At 63.3% G+C, this 18,389-nt stretch carries 22 protein-coding genes and 1 tRNA gene; 9 read left to right on the top strand and 14 right to left on the bottom strand.

Features of this window, described 5'->3' with window-relative positions; translation table 11 throughout:
• The first annotated feature begins 131 nt into the window (after positions 1-131).
• The 3 genes from JT689_RS05910 to lrpA1 all read left to right on the top strand — a co-directional run bounded on the left by JT689_RS05910 (position 132) and on the right by lrpA1 (position 3,524).
• Positions 132-2,018, top strand: coding sequence for a 2-oxoacid:acceptor oxidoreductase subunit alpha (locus JT689_RS05910; RefSeq protein WP_012289282.1), 1,887 nt, complete (start codon positions 132-134; stop codon positions 2,016-2,018).
• A gap of 2 nt (positions 2,019-2,020) precedes the next feature.
• A complete protein-coding gene (locus JT689_RS05905) occupies positions 2,021-2,959 on the top strand; it encodes a thiamine pyrophosphate-dependent enzyme (RefSeq protein ID WP_010902808.1) in 939 nt (312 codons plus the stop codon).
• 136 nt (positions 2,960-3,095) lie between these two features.
• Positions 3,096-3,524, top strand: coding sequence for an HTH-type transcriptional regulator LrpA1 (gene lrpA1 / locus JT689_RS05900; protein ID WP_010902807.1), 429 nt, complete (start codon positions 3,096-3,098; stop codon positions 3,522-3,524).
• Here lrpA1 and JT689_RS05895 read toward each other — a convergent pair.
• Complete coding sequence (locus JT689_RS05895) at positions 3,517-4,665, bottom strand: aminotransferase class I/II-fold pyridoxal phosphate-dependent enzyme (protein WP_227970932.1); 1,149 nt, start codon at positions 4,663-4,665, stop codon at positions 3,517-3,519. The two genes, lrpA1 and JT689_RS05895, sit on opposite strands and share 8 nt — an antisense overlap.
• Before the next feature lie 118 nt (positions 4,666-4,783).
• On the opposite strand from JT689_RS05895, the gene JT689_RS05890 reads away from it, so the two are divergent.
• Complete coding sequence (locus tag JT689_RS05890; protein WP_136361401.1) at positions 4,784-5,260, top strand: SRPBCC family protein; 477 nt, start codon at positions 4,784-4,786, stop codon at positions 5,258-5,260.
• 52 nt (positions 5,261-5,312) lie between these two features.
• Here the strand turns inward: JT689_RS05890 and JT689_RS05885 are convergent, their stop codons facing one another.
• Positions 5,313-5,537, bottom strand: coding sequence for a hypothetical protein (locus JT689_RS05885; RefSeq protein ID WP_229373421.1), 225 nt, complete (start codon positions 5,535-5,537; stop codon positions 5,313-5,315).
• A gap of 81 nt (positions 5,538-5,618) precedes the next feature.
• Between JT689_RS05885 and JT689_RS05880 the strand changes: the two genes are divergently transcribed.
• Positions 5,619-6,980: a tyrosine-type recombinase/integrase gene (locus tag JT689_RS05880; RefSeq protein ID WP_229373420.1), complete on the top strand. Its 1,362-nt coding sequence runs from the start codon at positions 5,619-5,621 to the stop codon at positions 6,978-6,980.
• Between the two features lie 2 nt (positions 6,981-6,982).
• On the opposite strand, the gene JT689_RS05875 is transcribed toward JT689_RS05880, so the two are convergent.
• Positions 6,983-7,192, bottom strand: a complete 210-nt coding sequence (locus JT689_RS05875; RefSeq protein ID WP_205251778.1) for a hypothetical protein — start codon at positions 7,190-7,192, stop codon at positions 6,983-6,985.
• 187 nt (positions 7,193-7,379) lie between these two features.
• Positions 7,380-7,526 (bottom strand): hypothetical protein, encoded by a 147-nt coding sequence (locus JT689_RS05870; protein ID WP_205251920.1) that lies wholly within the window; start codon positions 7,524-7,526, stop codon positions 7,380-7,382.
• Between the two features lie 355 nt (positions 7,527-7,881).
• Between JT689_RS05870 and JT689_RS05865 the strand changes: the two genes are divergently transcribed.
• Entirely contained in the window at positions 7,882-8,055 is a 174-nt protein-coding gene (locus tag JT689_RS05865; protein ID WP_205251777.1) for a hypothetical protein, read from the top strand.
• A gap of 49 nt (positions 8,056-8,104) precedes the next feature.
• On the opposite strand, the gene JT689_RS05860 is transcribed toward JT689_RS05865, so the two are convergent.
• From JT689_RS05860 to JT689_RS05850, 3 genes are all read right to left on the bottom strand, one after another.
• A complete protein-coding gene (locus JT689_RS05860) occupies positions 8,105-8,698 on the bottom strand; it encodes a hypothetical protein (protein ID WP_205251776.1) in 594 nt (197 codons plus the stop codon).
• Positions 8,699-8,765: 67 nt separating this feature from the next.
• Positions 8,766-9,431 (bottom strand): hypothetical protein, encoded by a 666-nt coding sequence (locus JT689_RS05855; RefSeq protein WP_205251775.1) that lies wholly within the window; start codon positions 9,429-9,431, stop codon positions 8,766-8,768.
• Positions 9,428-9,796: a hypothetical protein gene (locus JT689_RS05850; protein ID WP_205251774.1), complete on the bottom strand. Its 369-nt coding sequence runs from the start codon at positions 9,794-9,796 to the stop codon at positions 9,428-9,430. Before JT689_RS05850 ends, JT689_RS05855 begins: the two co-directional genes overlap by 4 nt.
• A gap of 226 nt (positions 9,797-10,022) precedes the next feature.
• On the opposite strand from JT689_RS05850, the gene JT689_RS05845 reads away from it, so the two are divergent.
• On the top strand, positions 10,023-11,657 hold the full coding sequence (locus JT689_RS05845; RefSeq protein ID WP_205251773.1) for a HEPN domain-containing protein: 1,635 nt from the start codon (positions 10,023-10,025) through the stop codon (positions 11,655-11,657).
• Positions 11,658-11,749: 92 nt separating this feature from the next.
• On the top strand, positions 11,750-11,923 hold the full coding sequence (locus JT689_RS05840; protein WP_205251772.1) for a hypothetical protein: 174 nt from the start codon (positions 11,750-11,752) through the stop codon (positions 11,921-11,923).
• Positions 11,924-11,982: 59 nt separating this feature from the next.
• Here the strand turns inward: JT689_RS05840 and JT689_RS05835 are convergent, their stop codons facing one another.
• The 3 genes from JT689_RS05835 to JT689_RS05825 all read right to left on the bottom strand — a co-directional run bounded on the left by JT689_RS05835 (position 11,983) and on the right by JT689_RS05825 (position 14,591).
• Entirely contained in the window at positions 11,983-13,176 is a 1,194-nt protein-coding gene (locus JT689_RS05835) for a hypothetical protein (protein ID WP_205251771.1), read from the bottom strand.
• A 282-nt stretch (positions 13,177-13,458) separates the two neighbouring features.
• A tRNA-Thr gene (locus tag JT689_RS05830) sits at positions 13,459-13,530 on the bottom strand.
• Positions 13,531-13,607: 77 nt separating this feature from the next.
• Positions 13,608-14,591, bottom strand: coding sequence for a class I SAM-dependent methyltransferase family protein (locus JT689_RS05825; RefSeq protein WP_205251770.1), 984 nt, complete (start codon positions 14,589-14,591; stop codon positions 13,608-13,610).
• An 87-nt stretch (positions 14,592-14,678) separates the two neighbouring features.
• Between JT689_RS05825 and dph5 the strand changes: the two genes are divergently transcribed.
• Positions 14,679-15,461 carry a diphthine synthase gene (dph5, locus tag JT689_RS05820; RefSeq protein ID WP_205251769.1) on the top strand — a complete coding sequence of 261 codons (783 nt, stop codon included), beginning with the start codon at positions 14,679-14,681 and terminating at the stop codon, positions 15,459-15,461.
• A 1-nt stretch (position 15,462) separates the two neighbouring features.
• On the opposite strand, the gene JT689_RS05815 is transcribed toward dph5, so the two are convergent.
• The 4 genes from JT689_RS05815 to JT689_RS05800 all read right to left on the bottom strand — a co-directional run bounded on the left by JT689_RS05815 (position 15,463) and on the right by JT689_RS05800 (position 18,314).
• The gene (locus JT689_RS05815; protein WP_205251768.1) at positions 15,463-15,837 is read right to left on the bottom strand and encodes a TrmO family methyltransferase; all 375 of its coding nucleotides are present in this window, start codon (positions 15,835-15,837) and stop codon (positions 15,463-15,465) included.
• Positions 15,838-15,952: 115 nt separating this feature from the next.
• Positions 15,953-16,738 carry a VOC family protein gene (locus JT689_RS05810; protein ID WP_010902800.1) on the bottom strand — a complete coding sequence of 262 codons (786 nt, stop codon included), beginning with the start codon at positions 16,736-16,738 and terminating at the stop codon, positions 15,953-15,955.
• Between the two features lie 49 nt (positions 16,739-16,787).
• Entirely contained in the window at positions 16,788-17,198 is a 411-nt protein-coding gene (locus JT689_RS05805) for a TIGR04206 family protein (RefSeq protein ID WP_205251767.1), read from the bottom strand.
• 3 nt (positions 17,199-17,201) lie between these two features.
• Positions 17,202-18,314 carry a GTP-binding protein gene (locus JT689_RS05800; RefSeq protein WP_205251766.1) on the bottom strand — a complete coding sequence of 371 codons (1,113 nt, stop codon included), beginning with the start codon at positions 18,312-18,314 and terminating at the stop codon, positions 17,202-17,204.
• Between the last annotated feature and the right edge of the window lie 75 nt (positions 18,315-18,389).

Here is an 18,389-nt window from a genome sequence, read left to right as displayed (position 1 = left end):
GGTGTGGTCGCGTCCCTGCGGGCGCCCTCGGGCGGTCTTTCATCATTTTTCTGTGATAATGGATGGCAAACGATTTAGTGGCGACCACGCGTACGATGCCATATTGGTCCACGGCTGGGCCAGACCAGATTATGACTGACGACGAACTCATCTGGCGAATCGCAGGGGGTTCCGGAGACGGGATCGACTCGACAAGCCAGAATTTCGCCAAAGCGCTGATGCGCTCGGGCCTCGACGTCTTCACGCACCGCCACTACCCGTCGCGGATCCGCGGCGGCCACACGTACGTGGAGATCCGGGCGCGGGACGGTACCGTAACCTCCCGCGGTGACGGCTACAACTTCCTGCTCGCGCTCGGCGACTCGTTCGCCCGCAACCCGAGCGAGGAGGCCGTCTACGGCGACGAGGAAGTGAAGCCGCTCACTGAGAACCTCGACGACCTGCGCGCGGGCGGCGTCATCATCTACGACGAGGGGCTGCTCGACGACGAGGACGTCGGCGACCTCGAACAGCAGGCCGACGCCAACGACTGGCATCTCTACCCGCTTGACCTGCGCGGGCTCGCCAAGGAACACGGCCGCGAGGTCATGCGCAACACCGCGGGCGTCGGCGCCACCGCGGCGCTCATCGACATGGACCTCGACCACATCGAGGACCTGATGAGCGACGCCATGGGCGGCGACATCCTCGAACAGAACCTCACGGTGCTCCGCGACGCCTACGAGCAGGTGTCGGAAATGGAGCACACCCACGACCTATCGGTGCCGACCGGGAGCCACGACGAGCCACAAGTGCTCATGTCCGGGAGTCACGCGATCGCGTACGGCGCGATCGACGCCGGCTGCCGGTTCATCTCCGGGTATCCGATGACGCCGTGGACGGACGCGTTCACGATCATGACCCAGCTGTTGCCCGACATGGGCGGGGTCTCCGAGCAGGTCGAAGACGAGATCGCGGCGGCGGCGATGGCGGTGGGTGCAAGCCACGCCGGCGCGAAGGCGATGTCCGGCTCCTCCGGCGGCGGGTTCGCGTTGATGAGCGAGCCCCTGGGCCTCGCGGAGATGACCGAGACGCCCCTGGTGTTGCTGGAAGCCCAGCGCGCCGGGCCGTCCACGGGCATGCCGACGAAGCCCGAGCAGGCCGACCTGGAGCACGTGCTGTACACCAGCCAGGGGGACAGCCACCGCGTTGCGTTCGGCCCCAAAGACCCCAAGGAGTGTTACGAGCAGACCCGCACGGCGTTCGAGATCGCGTACGACTACCAGATCCCCGTGATCCTGCTGTACGATCAGAAGCTCTCCGGGGAGTACCGGAACGTCGACGCGTCGTTCTTCGACCGCGAGCCGGCGGCGGACCTCGGGACGACGCTCTCCGAGGACCAGATCCCCGACGCGCCACACGACCCGACGGGGAAGTACCACCGCTACCAGCACGACGTCGAGGACGGCGTCAGCCCCCGGACGATCCCGGGGCAGTCCGGCGGTCGGTATCTTGCCTCCGGCAACGAGCACTGGCCGAACGGCCACATCAGCGAGGACACCGACAACCGCGTGGCGCAGGTCGAGCGCCGCCTCCAGAAGCTGGCGGCGATCCGCGACGACCTCGACGAGCGCGACCAGCAGACCCACTACGGCGACGAGGACGCCGACATCGGCCTCATCGCGTGGGGCAGCCAGGAGGGCACCGTCGAGGAAGCGGTCCACCGGCTGAACGACGACGGCAACAGCGTGAAGGCGTTGGGGATCAGCGACCTCGCGCCGTTCCCCGTCGCGGAGACGCGGGCGTTCGTCGACAGCGTCGACGAAGCCATCGTCGTGGAGATGTCCTCCACCAAGCAGTTCCGTGGCCTCATCCAGAAGGAGGTCGGAGACATCGGCGGGAAGCTGTCGAGTCTCCTGAAATACAACGGCAACCCGTTCGAGCCCGCGGAGATCGTCGAGGCCGTTGAGATCGAACAGGCCGGCGACGGCGCGGAGCCGGCCGCCCAGACCACACTCGAACCCGCAGCAGGTGACTGATAATGAGTAAGGCATTCAGCGCGATTGATGAGGACCGCGAGGTCGACCGGGACGCGTTCACGCCCGGCGTCGAACCGCAGCCGACGTGGTGTCCTGGCTGTGGTGACTTCGGTGTCCTGAAGGCCCTGAAAGGGGCGATGGCGGAGCTCGGCAAGGACCCCGAGGAGATACTGCTTGCGACCGGGATCGGCTGTTCCGGGAAGCTCAACAGCTACTTCGACAGCTACGGCTTCCACACGATCCACGGGCGCTCCCTGCCCGTGGCCCGCGCCGCGAAGCTGGCCAACCACGACCTGGAGGTCGTGGCCGCCGGCGGTGACGGCGACGGCTACGGGATCGGCGGCAACCACTTCATGCACACCGCCCGGGAGAACCACGACATCACGTACATCGTGTTCAACAACGAAGTGTTCGGCCTGACGAAGGGCCAGACATCGCCGACGAGCCCGAAGGGCCACAAGTCCAAGACCCAGCCCCACGGCTCCGCGAAGTCCCCGATCCGACCGCTCTCGCTGAGCATGACCTCGGGGGCGTCGTACGTGGCGCGGACCGCGGCCGTGAACCCCAACCAGGCAAAGGACATCCTCGTGGAAGCCATCCAGCACGACGGCTTCGCGCACGTGGACTTCCTGACGCAGTGTCCGACCTGGAACAAGGACGCCAAGCAGTACGTCCCGTACGTGGACGTCCAGGAGTCCGACGAGTACGACTTCGACGTCACGGACCGGCGGGAGGCACAGGAGCTGATGACTGAGACCGAGGAAGCCCTCTACGACGGGACCGTGCTGACCGGCCGGTACTACCAGGACGAGCAGCGGCCGTCGTATCAGGCCGAAAAGCAGTCCCGCGGGGACATGCCCGAGGAACCGGTCGCAAAGCGGTACTTCGACGACGACTACGAGTGGGAGCGCTCGTTCGACGTCATCGACCGCCACAAGTAACGACACCGGGTCGTTTTGATTGTCGGCTACGTGTCGCAGTGTTGGCGGCAGCGCCGCTCCAACGGTGGTTCCGTGGCGTTCCGCTGTCGGTTGACGATTCGGAAGATATTTTTTCACACGAACCAAATATCCTGACGTGAGCACTGAATCGACAGAAGAGCGAATCCTCGCCGCGCTCGAAGAGGACGCGCAAGCGTCGTATGCGGCCATCGCGGAGCGTGCGGACGTCTCCAAGCCGACCGTCCGCAAATACATCGACCAACTCGAATCGGACGGCGTCATCGTCGGCTACTCCGCCGACGTCGACCCCAAGAAGCTGTCCGGGCAAAGCATCGCGATGGTCGGGATCGACGTGGCCTCCGAGCAGTACGTGGAGGCGACCCGCACACTCCAGGAACTCGACTCCGTGCAGGCGTTGTACTCTTCGAGTGGCGATCACATGCTGATGGCGGAGGTACGGGCCGCCGACGGGGATGCGCTCGGTGACGTGATCAGCGACGAGGTTTTGGCTATCGACGGCGTCACGGCCGCCCACCCCTCGTTCCTCCAGGAACGCCTCAAGTGAGCGTCGTGGCGCTGGCGAGCACAGCATCGATGCGAGCGACGGCTTCGCGCACAGCGTCGGTACTCACCGCAAACGACGCCCGCACGTACTCGGTTGCGTTCGCACCGAAATCCGGGCCGGGCGTCACCGCGACGCCCGCGGTTTCGAGGAGCGCGTCGGCAACAGCGGGCGCAGCACCCAGCCGCGACACATCCAACAGCATGTAGTACGCGCCCGCCGGCGTGTATCCGGGGTCGAACCCCCAGCGCTCGGCGGCAGCACACAGGATGTCGCGGCGCGTGCGGTAGTCGGCCCGCACGCCGTCGAGCCAGTCGGTCCCGTGTCGGATGGCCGCCTCAGCGCCGGCCTGAACGAACGACGGCGCGCAGATGAGTGTGTTTTGGGCGATCGCGTTGATCGTATCGACGTACCGGCGCGGACACACCACCCAGCCCAGCCGCCACCCCGTCATGCCGTAGCGCTTGGAGACGCCGTCGATCACGAACGCGTCGTCGGTGTACTCCAGCACCGAGTGCGCGGCGGCGTCGAACGCCAGCCCGTGGTAGATCTCGTCGGAGACGACGGCGGTGTCGGTGCGGTCGGCGAGGGCAACGAGCGCCGACAGGCTCTCCCCGTCGATCACGGCTCCGGTGGGGTTGCCGGGGGAGTTCAGGAGCATAGCGGCGGTGTCGTCGCCGATCGCCGCGTCGTAGTCACTGACGGCGGGCTGGAAGCCGGCGTCGGGCGCGAGACCAACGGTGCGCACGACCCCGTCGGCGAGCCGCACGAAGTTCGGGTAGCAGGCGTAATGTGGGTCACTGAGAACGACCGCCGAGCCGGGGTCGACAGTGGCCAACAGCACGGTCAGAAGCGCCGGCGAGGAGCCTGGCGTGACGACGATGCGCTCGGCCGGGACCGAAACGCCGTATTCGGCGGCGTAGTAGCCGCTGATCGCGTCACGAAGCGACCGCCTGCCGCGCGAGGTCGTGTAGTCGTCGTCGCCGGCGCGCAGCGCGTCGACTGCTGCCTCGGTGGCCGCGGCTGGGGGTGCGAAGTCGGGTTCGCCCACTTCCATGTGGATCACGTCCGCACGGTCGGCGGCGCGTTCGAGGACATCCATCGCGGCGAACGGCGTGACCGCAGCCGCGCGCTCCGAAGGCATGCCAACAGGATCGCGGCCATCCCCCATAATCGTTCCTCCGGGACGCGTGTGCTATCACGGCACAACCCGCGGGTCCCGAACCCCCTGAAGTTTTGCGCGCCTGGTGCGTAGCGGACGTATGCAGACGTTCAAGCGCGATCTGCGAGTGGACGCGCCCCTGGAGTCCGTGTGGGCGTTTCACTCCACCGTCGACGGGTTGCTGGCGCTGACGCCCGAGTGGGCGAACCTCACCGTCGAGGACGTGGTGTGGCCACAGGGACAGCGCGACGGCGACGAACTCGTGGCGGGGACGCGCATCAACATGGCCGTCGAGCCGTTCGGCGTCGGCCCCAGGCAGACCTGGACGTCCGTCATTACCGAGCGCGCGACCGAAGACGACCACGCGTACTTCGTCGACACCATGGAGAACGGTCCGTTTCCCGAGTGGGAGCACACCCACTCGTTTTACGCCGACGGCGACCAGACGGTGCTCCGGGATCGCGTCGCATACGAGCCGCCGCTTGGCGGCCTGGGGGCTGTCGGTGCACCCCCCGTGCTCTGGGGCATGTTTCGCTTCCGGCACCGCCAAACCCGCGCCGCCTTCGGCGAGGCGTAGTCGGCGCGCAGTCGCCGCCAGCCCCCTCGCACCGCTCCGTACGCCGACACGGTCACAGGTCACTGCGGTACAGCGGTGACGCCGGCGGCGTGGGATCACCACACACGCCGGCGTCCGCACCGGCCTCCTCGACCCCGCTTGCGAGCCGCTGGATCTCCCACTCGGCGTCGTGGCCGGCGTCCTCGTGGGCTGCGAGCACTCCCCGGGCGTCCCGGAGCCGATCGAACGCCGCTTCGAACCCACACGAACACGACACCAGTATCTCCCCCGTTGGCATACCCACCGGTTCGCGTTCGGGCGGCATAACGGTCTCGGAGCCGGCACAGCCCAGCCCCGACGCATCGCTGTCGTTTCAGTGATGCAGAAGGATCCGACCGCGGACTTCCTGAAGCCGGTGGAGGGCTTCCAAGCAAACCTTTACAATCCCACTATTAATACTATTAGAGGCATGGCACAGACGCCCCGCCAAGAAGTCGAACGTCTGAAAGAACGGATTCAGAACAGCGAACGCGACATAGACGACGAAGCCGACAGAGAACAACTGATTGAATTCAGTCGCCGTATCGAACTTCTGAAAGAGGAATACAGCGACCACCGTCACCTGAAGTTGCTTCGCCACCTGACGCGCATGGCCGAGAACGTCGGCGGACTGGCCGACGCGCTCGAAGACCGGGAAGCCGCTGAAGAAATCGTTCGGTGGATTCACGCCACCTACGACAACGAGGAAACGAACAGGGACTATCGGGTGGCCCTTCGGGTGTTCGGGAAGCGAGTCGCCCCTGACGACGACGGGGACCCACCCGGAAGTATTGACTGGGTGTCCTCGAAAACCAGCCGGAACTACAAGCCCGAACCCGACCCGGCGGACATGCTGGAACTTGATGACGACGTGAAGCCTATGATTGAATCCGCGAGAAACCCGCGAGATAAGGCCCTTATCGGCGTTCAGTACGAAGCGGGATTCCGGGGCGGGGAACTGTACGACCTTACGATAGACGACGTGTCTGACGGGGACCACGGGCTTCGTATCCGGGTGGACGGGAAGACGGGACAGCGGACCGTGGATTTGGTAACTGGATTCAGTATTCCCCACCTTCAGCGGTGGCTGTCCGAACACCCTGCGCCCAACGACCCGGACGCCCCGTTGTGGTCGAAACTGAACAAGCCGGAACGATATTCCTATCAGAGATTCCTTCAGTGCTTCGAGGAAGCCGCTGAACGGGTGGACGTGACGAAGCCCGTCACACCGACGAACTTCAGGAAGTCCAACGCCTACTGGTTGGCGAAGAAACGGGACGCCAACGCCGCCCTGATTGAAGAACGACAGGGCCGAGAACGGGGAAGTAAGGCTGTTTCCCGGTATATCGCCCGGTTCGGGGAAGACGCTGAAGCCCAATACGCCCGACTTCAGGGGAAGGATGTTGAAGTGGCTGAACCAACGGACAGGGACGCTGTTGAATGTCCCCGCTGTACCCGAGAGAACCCGCCGGACGAACAGACTTGTATGTGGTGCGGACAGGTCCTTGACGACTTCGAGGCCGCCCAAGAAATCCGGGCTGAACAGAAGGAAGTCCGAAACGCCGCCTTCCGGTTGGTGAAGGACAACTCCGAACTGATTGACGACATAGAAGCCGCTCGGGACCTTGAAACGGTCTTCGAGAACAACCCCGAACTGTTTGACGAAGTTCAGAAGTTCCAAGAAGCCCTGTCTGACGACTAACGTCATTCTCCGCCGTTCTGAAGGCGTTTCAATTCTTCCTGAACGCCTTCTAAGTCGTCGTCAGTTCCCCCGTTGGCGAGTAGCGCCAACGCATACGAGCGGGCTTCGTTGTTCCCGTGACGAAGGACCCGAGACAGGAAGTCCCGGTGTTCGTTGACGTATTCGCTGACGCTGGTTTCGTCGGGGTCGTCGGGGACGGTGGACTTACGCACCGTCGTTCACCCCCGTTCGACGGCGGTTCGGTTGGCTGACGGTGCGAACGTCGGTGCGTTTTTGCTTGTCCGAATAGAGAGTTATCATGTTGGGTTCCACCCGATTAGTCCGTGTTCATGGGCCTGACAGCGTTCAGCCGCCGGGAAACGTTCTTGGCGGGGCGTCCCCGGCGGCTTCCTTCAATCGTTATTCGCTACCCCCGGGTCCGTCCGGGTCGTAACTGGCCGCCATTTTCGAGAGTAGGTCGTCGTAACTCTCGCCCCCGCGTTTCAGGGACTTCACTTCCTTCAGGGTGTCTCGGGACAGCGGAATGGTCGTTTCAGCCTTCGACATATCCACCATTACGACCATGTGGTACTTATCACTTTTTTGGGATATTGTTCAAGTGGACCAATTGTTCCAATAGCCACCATTCTTCCAATATGAATGACATAACGAGATACCAAACCTGACGGCGGGATTTTTCCCGTCGCCGCTCGAAGGCGTATCCGGCGGTGACGTTCCCCCGGGGACGGACGCCGTCAACGACCGGTCGTCCAACGACCGAAGGTCGTTCGGGACTTCATGTTTCGCCGGACCGCCGGGCCGTCGGCGTACCCGGCGGTTTCAGAACGAACAACAGCCCTGTCCGTACTTTCATACCTTCGAGCGGTGTAGTCCCCGAGAGGAACGGGGCTGAACAGGAACCATGTCAGATTTTGTGGACGCCGTCGCCATACTCGGGATTCTATTGGTCGCCGTCTGGATAGGAATGGCTATCATGGCTGTTCAGTGGGCGATAGACCACCTGATAGTCGTCGCCGCCGTCGTCGGGGTCGTCGTGCTGGTTCTCGACGCCGCTGTTCGGAAGCGACAGGGCTGAACGTCCACGTCGGGACCGACGCCGAGAAAGCGAACAGGGCCGTTGTTCGTCAGTCTTCCCACATGGCCGACGCACCGTCGGGAAGCGCCCCGGACCCGCCACTCTTGCCCGTCACGCCTTCGTAGTCGAGTCCAAGCCGGACTTCCCGCATGGCGTCGGTGTAGGCTTCGAGCGTCTGAATCTTCGGTTTCTTCACGAAGGCCGCTTCACGGGCGGCTTCCGGGTCCATACCCGATTCTATCAGTTCGTCCACGTCGGCTATCTGTTTGTCGTAGAAGACACCTTCAGTCAGAAGGTGGCGTTCCAGCCGGTCCCTGATAACGGCGGCTGACGCCAGTGCCGCCGCCTGTGATTTGTTCTCGCCCTTCCCGTGGAAGTCCACGTAATAGTCGGTGAACAGGTCGTAGTCCCCGGTTTCCTTGAACCACCCTATCCGACGTTTGACGGACATGTGAAGGCCCGTCTCTGTCCGGTTGTGATTCCCGTCCGGTGCGCCGTGGTCGTCAGGAACACCCCCGCCGTCGGCGTGAAGATAACAGCGGTCTTCCGGGGTGGAAACCGGTCGCTGACACGGGTCGCCCGTGGTCGTCGTCGGGTGTCCACAAGTCGGCTGTTCGTCGCCGTTGGTGGATTCAGTAGTCATCTTTGGCTTTGTTCTCGAAATAAGAGCGACCCCCCGTCCGGGTGGGGGTTTCGGGCCGTTTCGACCGTCATTCGTCGGCGTTCACCCTGGGTTCGACACCGACGAAAGTCCATTCCCCGCCCGGTGCGTTCGGCGTGACTACGCCCGGCAGGTCCGCCAGCGCGGGCCGTCCGACGTGACGCCACCACTGCCGCTCGTTCAGGAAGTAGCCCTGTTCGGGCTTGTCGTAGGTGGACCGTAGTTCGACGTACTGGCGAAGGTCGTCACGGGTCGCTGTCCCGTGACGGATAAGGTGGCTGTACGCTTCCCGAACGGCGTTTCGGTGTCGGGCGGGCGTCGTCCCGTCGCCCGGGAAGTCCGACGCTTCGACCATGTCCGCTATTCGTTCGTCGCTCGGGGCGTCCACGTCGTCGGGGGCCGTCGGCTGTTCCCGTTCAGTGTCGGCGGGGTCGAACTTCCACACGCCCCCGCGCTCGTACTGAACGCCGGGGGCCCACGGCAGGACAGTTTCACACCAACCCCACTCGAAACGGGGTTCTTCGCTGTTGGCGACCGTCTGAAGCGTCGTCGTCGCTACGCCGTTCCGTCCGTCTTCCCGAAGCCGTGTCAGGATAGCGCGGAACGCCGTGTGCCACCCGAGCGACCCCTTCGCCTTCGACGGGAATTCCACGGCTGACACGGCGTCCTGAACCCACGCCTTCGTGTCGGCGTCTTCAGAAACGGAAATGGTCACTGTTCACCCCCGCGTTCGGCCACGGCCTTCTGGTACTCGCCGGGGTCGTCAAACGAAGCCGGGTGAACGCCGTTCCGGTCCTTCAGGAACGCCGCCGGACTGTCGTAATCCGACGCCGCGTATTCCAGCCGCTCGTTCACCGTCATGGCCTGTTCCGCCACGTCGTCCGGGTCCGGGTGGGACGGCCTGCTCGGGTCGCCCTTCCCCGCCGTCGCCGCTACGAAGCCCGGCACACTGTCATAGTCGTCCGGCGTCTCGCCGTACTTCTGTTCCAGAAATCGACGGGGCGAAGTCGTCGCCGCCTTGAATTCGACGTGGTCCTCGGCAGTAAACGCGGAACGTGCCCGTTCGTCGGGGCCAGTCATGCGTTGCCACCTTTCAGAAGCCGCTGAATTGCGTCGTTGAACGTCTCGCCCTTCTGCCGTTCTTCCTCTAACTGTTCGTGGGTGTCCGCGTGGACAGTCACTGTAGTTCTCTGTACCGGCATTGTACCTGAAGACATAGGTGGCACGTATTTCACATACCGTGACGCTGGAACCGTCACCCACTCTTTACCCCAACAAACAAGCAAGTCGCATGTGCATGTTGGCTATGGCTGATTTTGAAGAGGTAAATGACCAAGTGTGGCGGGGAGTTTCTGGATACGCTGAAAGAATAAAGGAGGTTGTTGAAGAAAAGGAATGGGAACCACCATTAGAAGAGTTCTCTTTTTCGACGGGACTTGGTGGTCTTAGGGTACGGAGAGTGCCGCGCCCATCAAGGCTAATCAGTTACTTGGAGCTCGAAGACCAACGAAACGATGACAGGATTGAAACCATCCGAACAGATGAACTGGAAGATGTTGCGAGGTGGCTAGCCGAGTCTGACCACGGATATCCACCGCGTCCCGCCACTGAAGACAATATCGAATCAAAAGAGGATTTAATAGAATATTATATACGAGATTTATCGAATTTCACTGAAACAGTTATAGACTATCAAACTGGAACCGAGTATCCAGCAGGGGATACACTTATTCAATTGATTGATAGAATAGCTGGACTCGATATCTCTAGAGACACCTTTGATTTGGCGTTTGATGATGAGTTTAAACTTCGATACCCGGGGACAGAAGAACACCAAGTAATCGTCGTATTGCATTCATTCTCGGGGTTGGGTGAGGATTATTCGGTCAATCTTCAACCAGTGGAAACCGAATGGGAAAAACGCGAATTCGAAATCGAACTTTTGTCAGACATTTCCCTTTCAAAACTAACAGATAGCGAAAAGAGCGGGTTAGCCACCTACGTCCAGTCACGTCAACTCCAAAACGAGCCACATGCTACGCCGTCTGGAATGGATGGGCCGCAGTACAAAATTGAGTTTACTTTTGAAATAAATGACCGGTCTTCAACACAGGTGCATAGGCATTCTAGTAGCGAAAGCACAGCTATGCACGGTTGTGAAAAGGCGAGTGAATTGGCTTACGATGTACTGACGGGTCTTCGCTTGTTCAAGCCTTCTTCTCCTTCGGCTTATCTCGGACCAGCATATGAACTGAAAACAAATTGGCACAGTCGAACTTTAGACGTGGCAGGAATAGGTAGTTCAAATATCCATAGACATACAGAATATAGAAGCAATATTCATAGATATCATATGCGACCGCACGAAATTCCGTATTTCGAGTCTTTCTGGGATAAGTACGGGGACGTGACTAATCATGATTCACTTTCGAATCCGACAAGACGATTTAACCAAATATACCAGAAATCGTCTGTGGAGGACCAAATACTTGATATTTTTATCGGGATCGAAAGTTCGATACTGACCGACACAGATGCTATGTATAGCTACCGTCTTCCTATCAGAACTCTACTACTCTTACATGATGAATCTAAATATGATGGTGAATATCTGTTCGACCTTTCTGAATTACTCTATGGATTCCGTAACGATATCGTCCACAACAACCAATCACTGGAACTGCTAATCCAGCGCAAGAAGGACAGAGGGGACTTCTCTGATTCATCAATTGAATCTGATATAAAACAGTATGAATTCCGGGACCGAGCTAGGTACTTGCTGGCAAAGACTATCATTAGATACTCTGACCTTTGCGGCAGTTCTGGTGTCGGGATTAATAAATTCAATAAGAAAGAAATATCAGAACATGCAAATGATTTGTTGAAGCACCTGCCTGATTTAGAGACACAATTGAATCAGAAACTCGAAGACCGGATTTAGGTATAGCGACCGATTGTCTTTGGTTGAGTCTCTCCAGACAATGTTGACGTTCGCCGCTACCTTTTCGTCAGTGAACTACAAATTCCATGGCTATGGACTCGGAATTCGTTCAAAACGCCCCGCCACACATTCGTCAGGCGAGACAGGAACTACGGAACGCAATTGAACTAGCCGACGAACCGTCTGACGAACTTCAGAGTCTCGAACACATAGAACACGAACTTGCTGAGATAGAAGACCGACTGGCAGGGGTTGACTTCGAGTAGTCCCCGACGCCGGTCTTAACCAACAGCGTTCGTATTGTATCTGTTGGTTAAGGACGCCGTCAGCCCGTCCCCGACGCTTCAGCCGGTGGCGGGCGTCCGTTCCCCGGCAACACGAATTCGGCCCTGTCTCGAATGTCGCCGGGAATGTCGTTGTACCGTGCTGTCCCGACGTACCGATAACAGCGAACGTGCGGAAGGCTGTCAGCGTCATCACCGTCCGGGTCGTCGTTCGTCAGTTCCGGGGACCCACCGAAGAACCGCCGTTCTAAGGCCCAATACAGCGCCACCTTCCAGAGCGCGTCGTCGGTGTCTCGCGGGTCCTCGGACCGACGGGCCGACGCCGCTTCACCCACGTCTTCCGGGTCCATACCGGCGACCGTGGATAGGGACCGAAGCGACTTCCCGAGATACGACCGGGCCGTTCGCTTCCCGTCGGCGTCCGGGTCGTCGGGAAGTGCGTCTGTCGGCATGACGAATTCCCCACCACGCTTCGAGAGACAGCGCACGTCCACCACGTCACCCTGTCCCCGGCTGTCGCCCCAGTACCGGGATAACGCCGCCTGTGTCGTCAGCCACGGGACGCCGAAGTAAACGACGTGAAGGTGCGGGATTCCACTGTCCGTGAATTCGAGAACGTACAGGTTCGACGGGCGAAACCCCGGGCGTGACGGTCCGGATTCCGGGTCGTAGACCAACCACGAAGACAGCCGGTTCTTGTTCTCTATCAGGCTGTCCGTAGCGTCCGCTATGCTGTCGTGGCGCTTCGGGTCTGTCGTCAGGGTCACAACCACGGCGTCGTCGTACTGACGCCGCGCACGTCGCCACGCACGCCGCCACGACGCCCGAAGGTCCGACGCCCGCGACGACGAATTGAAGCGGTTCCGATAGGGAAGACAGAGATATTCCGGGCCAGTTCCCCGGACCCGCTCGAAGACGTTCCACGTATCCGCCACCGACGCCAGTTCCGTCCCCAGTTCCCCGAGCATGTCCGCTCGAAGGGAAGCCGACCCCAGTTCGGACACCGTCGATAGCATGGCCCGCGCTCGGTCTTTGGCGAAGTCAGGGCCAGTTTCAGCCGCGTTTCCTGTCGCCCCGTCGCCGTCGGCGGTTTTTGCCCTATGCTTACGGCGGTTCAAGTGAAAGGCCGCCCGCCGTGGATAGACCCACGTATAGCCGTCCCGTCGATGGGTTTTGAACAGTTCCGGGTGGTTCTCGAAGAACCGACGGGCCAGTTGTCCGTCCGCGCCCGCCATGTCGGTGTCTCGCCCGAAGACTGTCCGAACGATGTACGGAAGATTAGCCCCTTCAGGCGTTCCAGTGACGAATTCGAGTAAGCGCGTCTTCGCGTCGGCCCGGGCGTCGTCGGTCCACGGGACAGCACATGCAGTGTCCCCCGCCCCGGCGGTTTGACACGCGCCGGGCGTCACGCCCGACCACCCCGTTCAGAACAGGGAAGGACGCTATCAATTTCCCGAGAAAAAAGAGAGAAATCCCTATACGAAGTTAAGTAGTGGGATTGTAAAGGAAATGATGTAAGCCGGTGGAGGGATTTGAACCCTCGGCCTATTCCTTACGAAGGAATCGCTCTACCGCTGAGCTACACCGGCGCGCCGCGACACACCGTCGCGTGACGACCACTCGTCGCACTCGTTGGTAGCCGCATCCGAGAAATAAGGCTTGCGAATCACCGCCGCGACAGCGACACGTCAAGCACCACGTTGAACTCGTGGGGGGCGTACGACCGCACCGTGTGGCGGGTCGCCACAGTCACGTCGTACGCCGGCCGGGCTGCCGCGCGGATCGCGGCCTCCCCGGCGTCGAACCGGCCGTCCTCGTGTTGGATGTCGTAGAAATGCAGCGTGCACTCGTCGCCGGCCAGCGCCACCGCCGTCTCGAGGAACTCGTCGGCAGTGTGTGGCAGGTTCATCACGATGCGGTCCGCCCAGCCGGTGTACTCGCCGGCGACCTCGCGCACGTCGCCGGCAACCCCCGTGACGCGGTCCGCGACGCCGTTGCGCGCGGCGTTCGCTTGGAGGTAGTCGATGGCGGTCTCGTTGACGTCCGTCGCAACCACCCTCGCGCCCGCCGACGCCATCGGCACCGCGTACGGGCCGACGCCGGCGAACATGTCGAAGACGTGCTCGCCGGCGGTGACCTGCTCGACGACGCGGTGGCGTTCGGTCGCCAGCCGCGGCGAGAAGTACACCGCCGCCACGTCCAGTGCGAAGGCGTGGCCGTACTCGCGGTGGACCGTCTCCGTGGAGTCCCCCGCGATCACGTCCCACTCCCGGACGCGCTGCTCGCCTTTGATCTTCGAGGCGCGGTTCAACACCGCCTCGACGGGGATGTCGGACTCCACGACCGCGTCCGCGATGGCGTGCGCGCGGTCGCTGTCGTCCTCGTCGACGATGACGATGTCGCCGAGGCGCGCGTACGACGGGTCGAACCCCAGGATGTCCGCGGGCGTCGTCTGCGTCCGCCGGGGCGGCGCGTCGAACGACACCACCGACAGCGCGTCCGGCACGGCGGCGGCGTCCGTGACGGGGATGTGCAGCGCGCCATCCGCGGCCGCGATGGCGTGCGTGTCGTCGATCAGGTCGGCGTCGGCGAGCCGCTGTCGGGTTGCTTCACCGTCGTCGACGGGCACGCGAACGCAGGACACTGCCATGGTGCCACGTCGGCAAGCGCGATGCTTACGGGTGTCGTTCTCGCGGCGACTCGAAACCCATACGACGCCGCCCGCCCAACTCGGGGCATGCTCACGTTCGTCGGGCTCGGCCTCTACGACGAGGCGTCGGTCACCGTCGCCGGCCGCGACGCCATCGCGGCGGCCGACCGCGTGTTCGCCGAGTTCTACACCAGCCGGCTGATCGGCACCGATGTCGCCGCCCTCGAAGCCCACCACGACACCACCATCGAGCGCCGGGACCGCGCGGGCGTCGAACAACACCCCGAGCCGATCCTGGACGCCGCCGCCGACGGCGACGCCGTGTTCCTCACGGCCGGCGACACGATGATCTCGACGACACACGTCGACCTCCGGATGCGCGCCGCGGACCGTGGCATCGACACGCGAGTGATCCACGCGCCGACCGCCGCGTCCGCCGCGGCAGGCCTCACTGGCCTCCAGAACTATCGCTTCGGCAAGGCCACGACGCTGCCGTTCCCGTGGGCGCACGGGGCCGACGGCGTTCCCGGATCGGTCACCGACACCATCGAGGCCAACCGCGAGCGCGGCCTGCACACGCTGGTCTACCTCGACATCAAGGTCGATCACCCCCGCGTCGACGGGGACGCCTACATGACCGCCAGCCAGGCGGCCGACCTGCTCGCGACCAACTGGGACGCGGACGCCCTCGGGGTCGTGGTCGCGCGCGCCGGGGCGCCGGACGCGACGGTGCGGGCCGACCGCCTGGGTGCGCTCGCGGACGCGGACTTCGGCAGCCCCCTGCATCTGCTCGTCGTTCCGGGGTCGCTGCACCACGTCGAGCGCGACGCGCTCCGCGAGCTCGCGGGCGCGCCGGCGGACGCGCTGTAGGTCAGTCCAGCGCCGGCTTCAGATCCAGGACCGGCGAGCCGTGCGCCATATCCACCCCCCGGATTGCGAGTGTTCCGTCCGCGGCGTCGACGGCCAGCAACTCACACGGCGTGATACACACCGGGTTGGGGCGGGCCGGCGACCGCGTGGTGAACACGCCCCGGTCGCCGTCCCGGACCGACAACACGTCCCGGTCGGCGTCGTCGGCCCACCACACAACCACCACCCGGTCGTCGGGCTCCAAACCCACAAGCCCCCCGCGAAACGACTCGTACACCTGTACGTTCGCCGCGTACGGCGTCTCGACGCCCTGTCGCGGGGCGTCCGCGGCTGTCTCGAAGCGGGTGTCGGCGTACCCGATGGGTGTCGCGTACATCACACCCACCCCTGGCGGCGTGTCCTCAGCCGGCGGCTCACAGTCCGCGGTGCGCCCATATTTGTGCGTGGAGCAGCCAGCCAACAAAAATACCCGGGGTCGCCGCGCCGGCCCGTTACGCCGACCGATCCATCGGCGACGACTCGGGGTTCAACACTTCGATCTCGTGGCCGTCGGGCGTCTTCGTGAACGCGTAGTTCATGTCGCAGGACGCCGGGTCCCGGTAGTCAGCCGTCTCCCGCTCCAGCAGCGTCGCCCAGTCGTCCTGGAGGGAGTCGGCGCGCACCGCGAGGTGCCCCCACCCGTCGCCGAACGTGTACGTGCGGTCGTCGTAGTTGTACGTCAGCTCCACCGCCATCGCGGCGTCGCTGGCCGCCGGCGGCTTCATGAAGTAGTTCGCGAAGCTGTCGGCCTCCCAGCGGCCCGTGTGCTCGTACCCGAAGACGCGCGTCCAGAACCCGAGGTGCTGGGTGGCGTCGGCGACCCGCACCATCGTGTGGTCGATGCTCCAGCGCTGACCGGCGTCGCCCGCCACGAGTTCGATCTCGTGGCCGTCGGGGTCTTTCACGAACGCGTAGCTGCCACCGCAGGACTCGGGATCGCGGTAGTCCGCGACGCCACCAGCCAGCAGCTCCTCGTAGGCGTCGCTGACGTCGTCGACGCGCACCGCGATGTGTCCGAACGCGTCGCCGTTGTCGTAGTCGGCCGTGTCGTGGTTGTACGTCAACTCCAGCAGCGCCGCGTCGTCGGCGGGGTCTTCGGGGCCGATGTAGACGTTGGTGAACGTGTCGGCCTCCCAGCGTGCGTGCTCGACGTAGCCCATGTGGTCGCCGTACCAGTCCAGGGACGCATCGAGGTCACCGACACGCATCATCACGTGATCGAGCGTGAACGCGGTCATGTCAGTGGGCAGGCGTGGCGCGACAAAAAACGCGTCGAACCCGGCACGGTCACCGGCCGCGGCCGACCACCGCCACGTAGCCCGCGGCCAGCCAGAGCGCGCCCGCGCCCACCGGAACCCCGGTCAACGACGGCTGTGCCGTGACCGCCGCTGCAAGCGACACGACGCTGCCACCGGCGAACGCGAGCACGCCGGCGGTCACACGCCAGTCCACGTCCAGCGCGGCCGCGGCGACGCCGCCACCCCACAGCGCGACCGCGGTCGGCCACGCCCGGAGCGCCGGCGGGACCGTTCCGACCGACCGCAGGTACGTCGGCAGCCCGACGACCGTCATCGATTCCGGATACACGAACCCCACGGAAAACAGCGGATAGGCGCCGTTCGACCAGTCGACGATGACCCACGGCACCACTCCCGCGGCCAGCGCCACCGCCACCACCCGGCGGCGCGCCGTCGGCATCGGCTAGCGCCGCGCAACCACGCGCAGGACATCCTCGTCTTCGAGGACGTGATCGCGGCCCACCTGCTGGTCGTCGTGTTGGGCCGACGGCCCGGTGACCCGCGCGAATCGGAACCGCTCGTCGAGGGTGCCGCCCAGCTTCTGCACGGCGTCGTCCACGGTCTCGCCGCGCCGGATGATGAGCGGCTCCTCGCGGTCGACGCCCCGCCCCGGCTTGTCCATGTAGATCCGGATGAGCCCGAGCGCCCGCCACATCCGCTCTTTCAGCACGTCCAATCCCTTCTCCTCGGCGGCCGAAATGAAGATCGCGTCGTCGGGGCTGACGCCGTGATCGCGCAGGGCGTCCTTCATTGTCCCCGCGTACGACGGCTCGATGAGGTCGACCTTGTTGACGGTGACCAGCGACGGCATGTAGACGCGATTGTCCATCACCCCGTCGATCAGCCGGTCGACAGACGGGTTGCCACGGATCGTCACGTTGGCGTTGATGAACCCGCGCTCGCGCAGGATTCCCTTGACCGTGTCGCTGTCCAACTCCAGCTCCCCGGACGTGTTCACGTCGATGCCGTCCTTGCCTTTCCGGCGCACGGTCACCGACGGTGGCTCGGCGTCGACCCGGATGTTGACGTTGTACAGCTCCTCGGAGAGGCGGTCGTACTGCTCGATCTCGAACGCCGACAGCACGAAGATCACCAGATCCGCCCCACGGATCACCGAGAGGATCTCTTTCCCGCCGCCGCGTCCCCCCGCCGCACCCTCGATGAGCCCCGGCACGTCCAGGAGTTGGATGTTCGCGCCGCGGTACTCCAACATCCCCGGGTTCACGTTGAGGGTGGTGAACTCGTAGGCGCCGACCTCGCTGTCGGCGTTGGTCATCGCGTTGATCAGCGACGACTTCCCCACGCTGGGGAATCCAACCAGGGCCACGGTCGCGTCGCCGTGCTGTTCGACTGCGTACCCGCCGCCACCGCCGCTGCCGGACTGCTGGGCTTCGAGCTTCTCCTTTTGCTCCGCGAGCTTCGCCTTCAAGCGGCCGATGTGGGCTTCTGTCGACTTGTTGTACGGCGTGTTCGCGATTTCTTCTTCGAGCGATTCGATGTCCTCCTCGAGCCCCATCACGTGCCCGTAGACAGCAAGCGCCGAAAAGCGCTTTCCTCCGCGGTCCGGTGGGGTCGTTTCGACACGTTAATA

Source organism: Halobacterium sp. GSL-19 (assembly GCF_016917855.1).
Taxonomy (GTDB): Archaea; Halobacteriota; Halobacteria; order Halobacteriales; family Halobacteriaceae; genus Halobacterium; species Halobacterium salinarum.
Note: the sequence above shows the minus strand (reverse complement) of the source record. Positions and strands in the feature narration are given on the sequence as shown.

Coding starts and splice junctions, on each gene's coding strand:
- JT689_RS05815 (WP_205251768.1), bottom strand. CDS start 15,837: ATGTACGCGACACCCATCGGGTACGCCGACACCCGCTTCGAGACAGCC.
- JT689_RS05860 (WP_205251776.1), bottom strand. CDS start 8,698: ATGACTACTGAATCCACCAACGGCGACGAACAGCCGACTTGTGGACAC.
- JT689_RS05870 (WP_205251920.1), bottom strand. CDS start 7,526: ATGTCGAAGGCTGAAACGACCATTCCGCTGTCCCGAGACACCCTGAAG.
- JT689_RS05840 (WP_205251772.1), top strand. CDS start 11,750: ATGGACTCGGAATTCGTTCAAAACGCCCCGCCACACATTCGTCAGGCG.
- JT689_RS05890 (WP_136361401.1), top strand. CDS start 4,784: ATGCAGACGTTCAAGCGCGATCTGCGAGTGGACGCGCCCCTGGAGTCC.
- dph5 (WP_205251769.1), top strand. CDS start 14,679: ATGCTCACGTTCGTCGGGCTCGGCCTCTACGACGAGGCGTCGGTCACC.
- JT689_RS05810 (WP_010902800.1), bottom strand. CDS start 16,738: ATGACCGCGTTCACGCTCGATCACGTGATGATGCGTGTCGGTGACCTC.
- JT689_RS05835 (WP_205251771.1), bottom strand. CDS start 13,176: ATGGCGGGCGCGGACGGACAACTGGCCCGTCGGTTCTTCGAGAACCAC.
- JT689_RS05825 (WP_205251770.1), bottom strand. CDS start 14,591: ATGGCAGTGTCCTGCGTTCGCGTGCCCGTCGACGACGGTGAAGCAACC.
- JT689_RS05885 (WP_229373421.1), bottom strand. CDS start 5,537: ATGCCAACGGGGGAGATACTGGTGTCGTGTTCGTGTGGGTTCGAAGCG.
- JT689_RS05880 (WP_229373420.1), top strand. CDS start 5,619: ATGCAGAAGGATCCGACCGCGGACTTCCTGAAGCCGGTGGAGGGCTTC.
- JT689_RS05865 (WP_205251777.1), top strand. CDS start 7,882: ATGTCAGATTTTGTGGACGCCGTCGCCATACTCGGGATTCTATTGGTC.
- JT689_RS05805 (WP_205251767.1), bottom strand. CDS start 17,198: ATGCCGACGGCGCGCCGCCGGGTGGTGGCGGTGGCGCTGGCCGCGGGA.
- JT689_RS05845 (WP_205251773.1), top strand. CDS start 10,023: ATGGCTGATTTTGAAGAGGTAAATGACCAAGTGTGGCGGGGAGTTTCT.
- JT689_RS05800 (WP_205251766.1), bottom strand. CDS start 18,314: ATGGGGCTCGAGGAGGACATCGAATCGCTCGAAGAAGAAATCGCGAAC.
- JT689_RS05905 (WP_010902808.1), top strand. CDS start 2,021: ATGAGTAAGGCATTCAGCGCGATTGATGAGGACCGCGAGGTCGACCGG.
- JT689_RS05850 (WP_205251774.1), bottom strand. CDS start 9,796: ATGACTGGCCCCGACGAACGGGCACGTTCCGCGTTTACTGCCGAGGAC.
- JT689_RS05895 (WP_227970932.1), bottom strand. CDS start 4,665: ATGCCTTCGGAGCGCGCGGCTGCGGTCACGCCGTTCGCCGCGATGGAT.
- JT689_RS05910 (WP_012289282.1), top strand. CDS start 132: ATGACTGACGACGAACTCATCTGGCGAATCGCAGGGGGTTCCGGAGAC.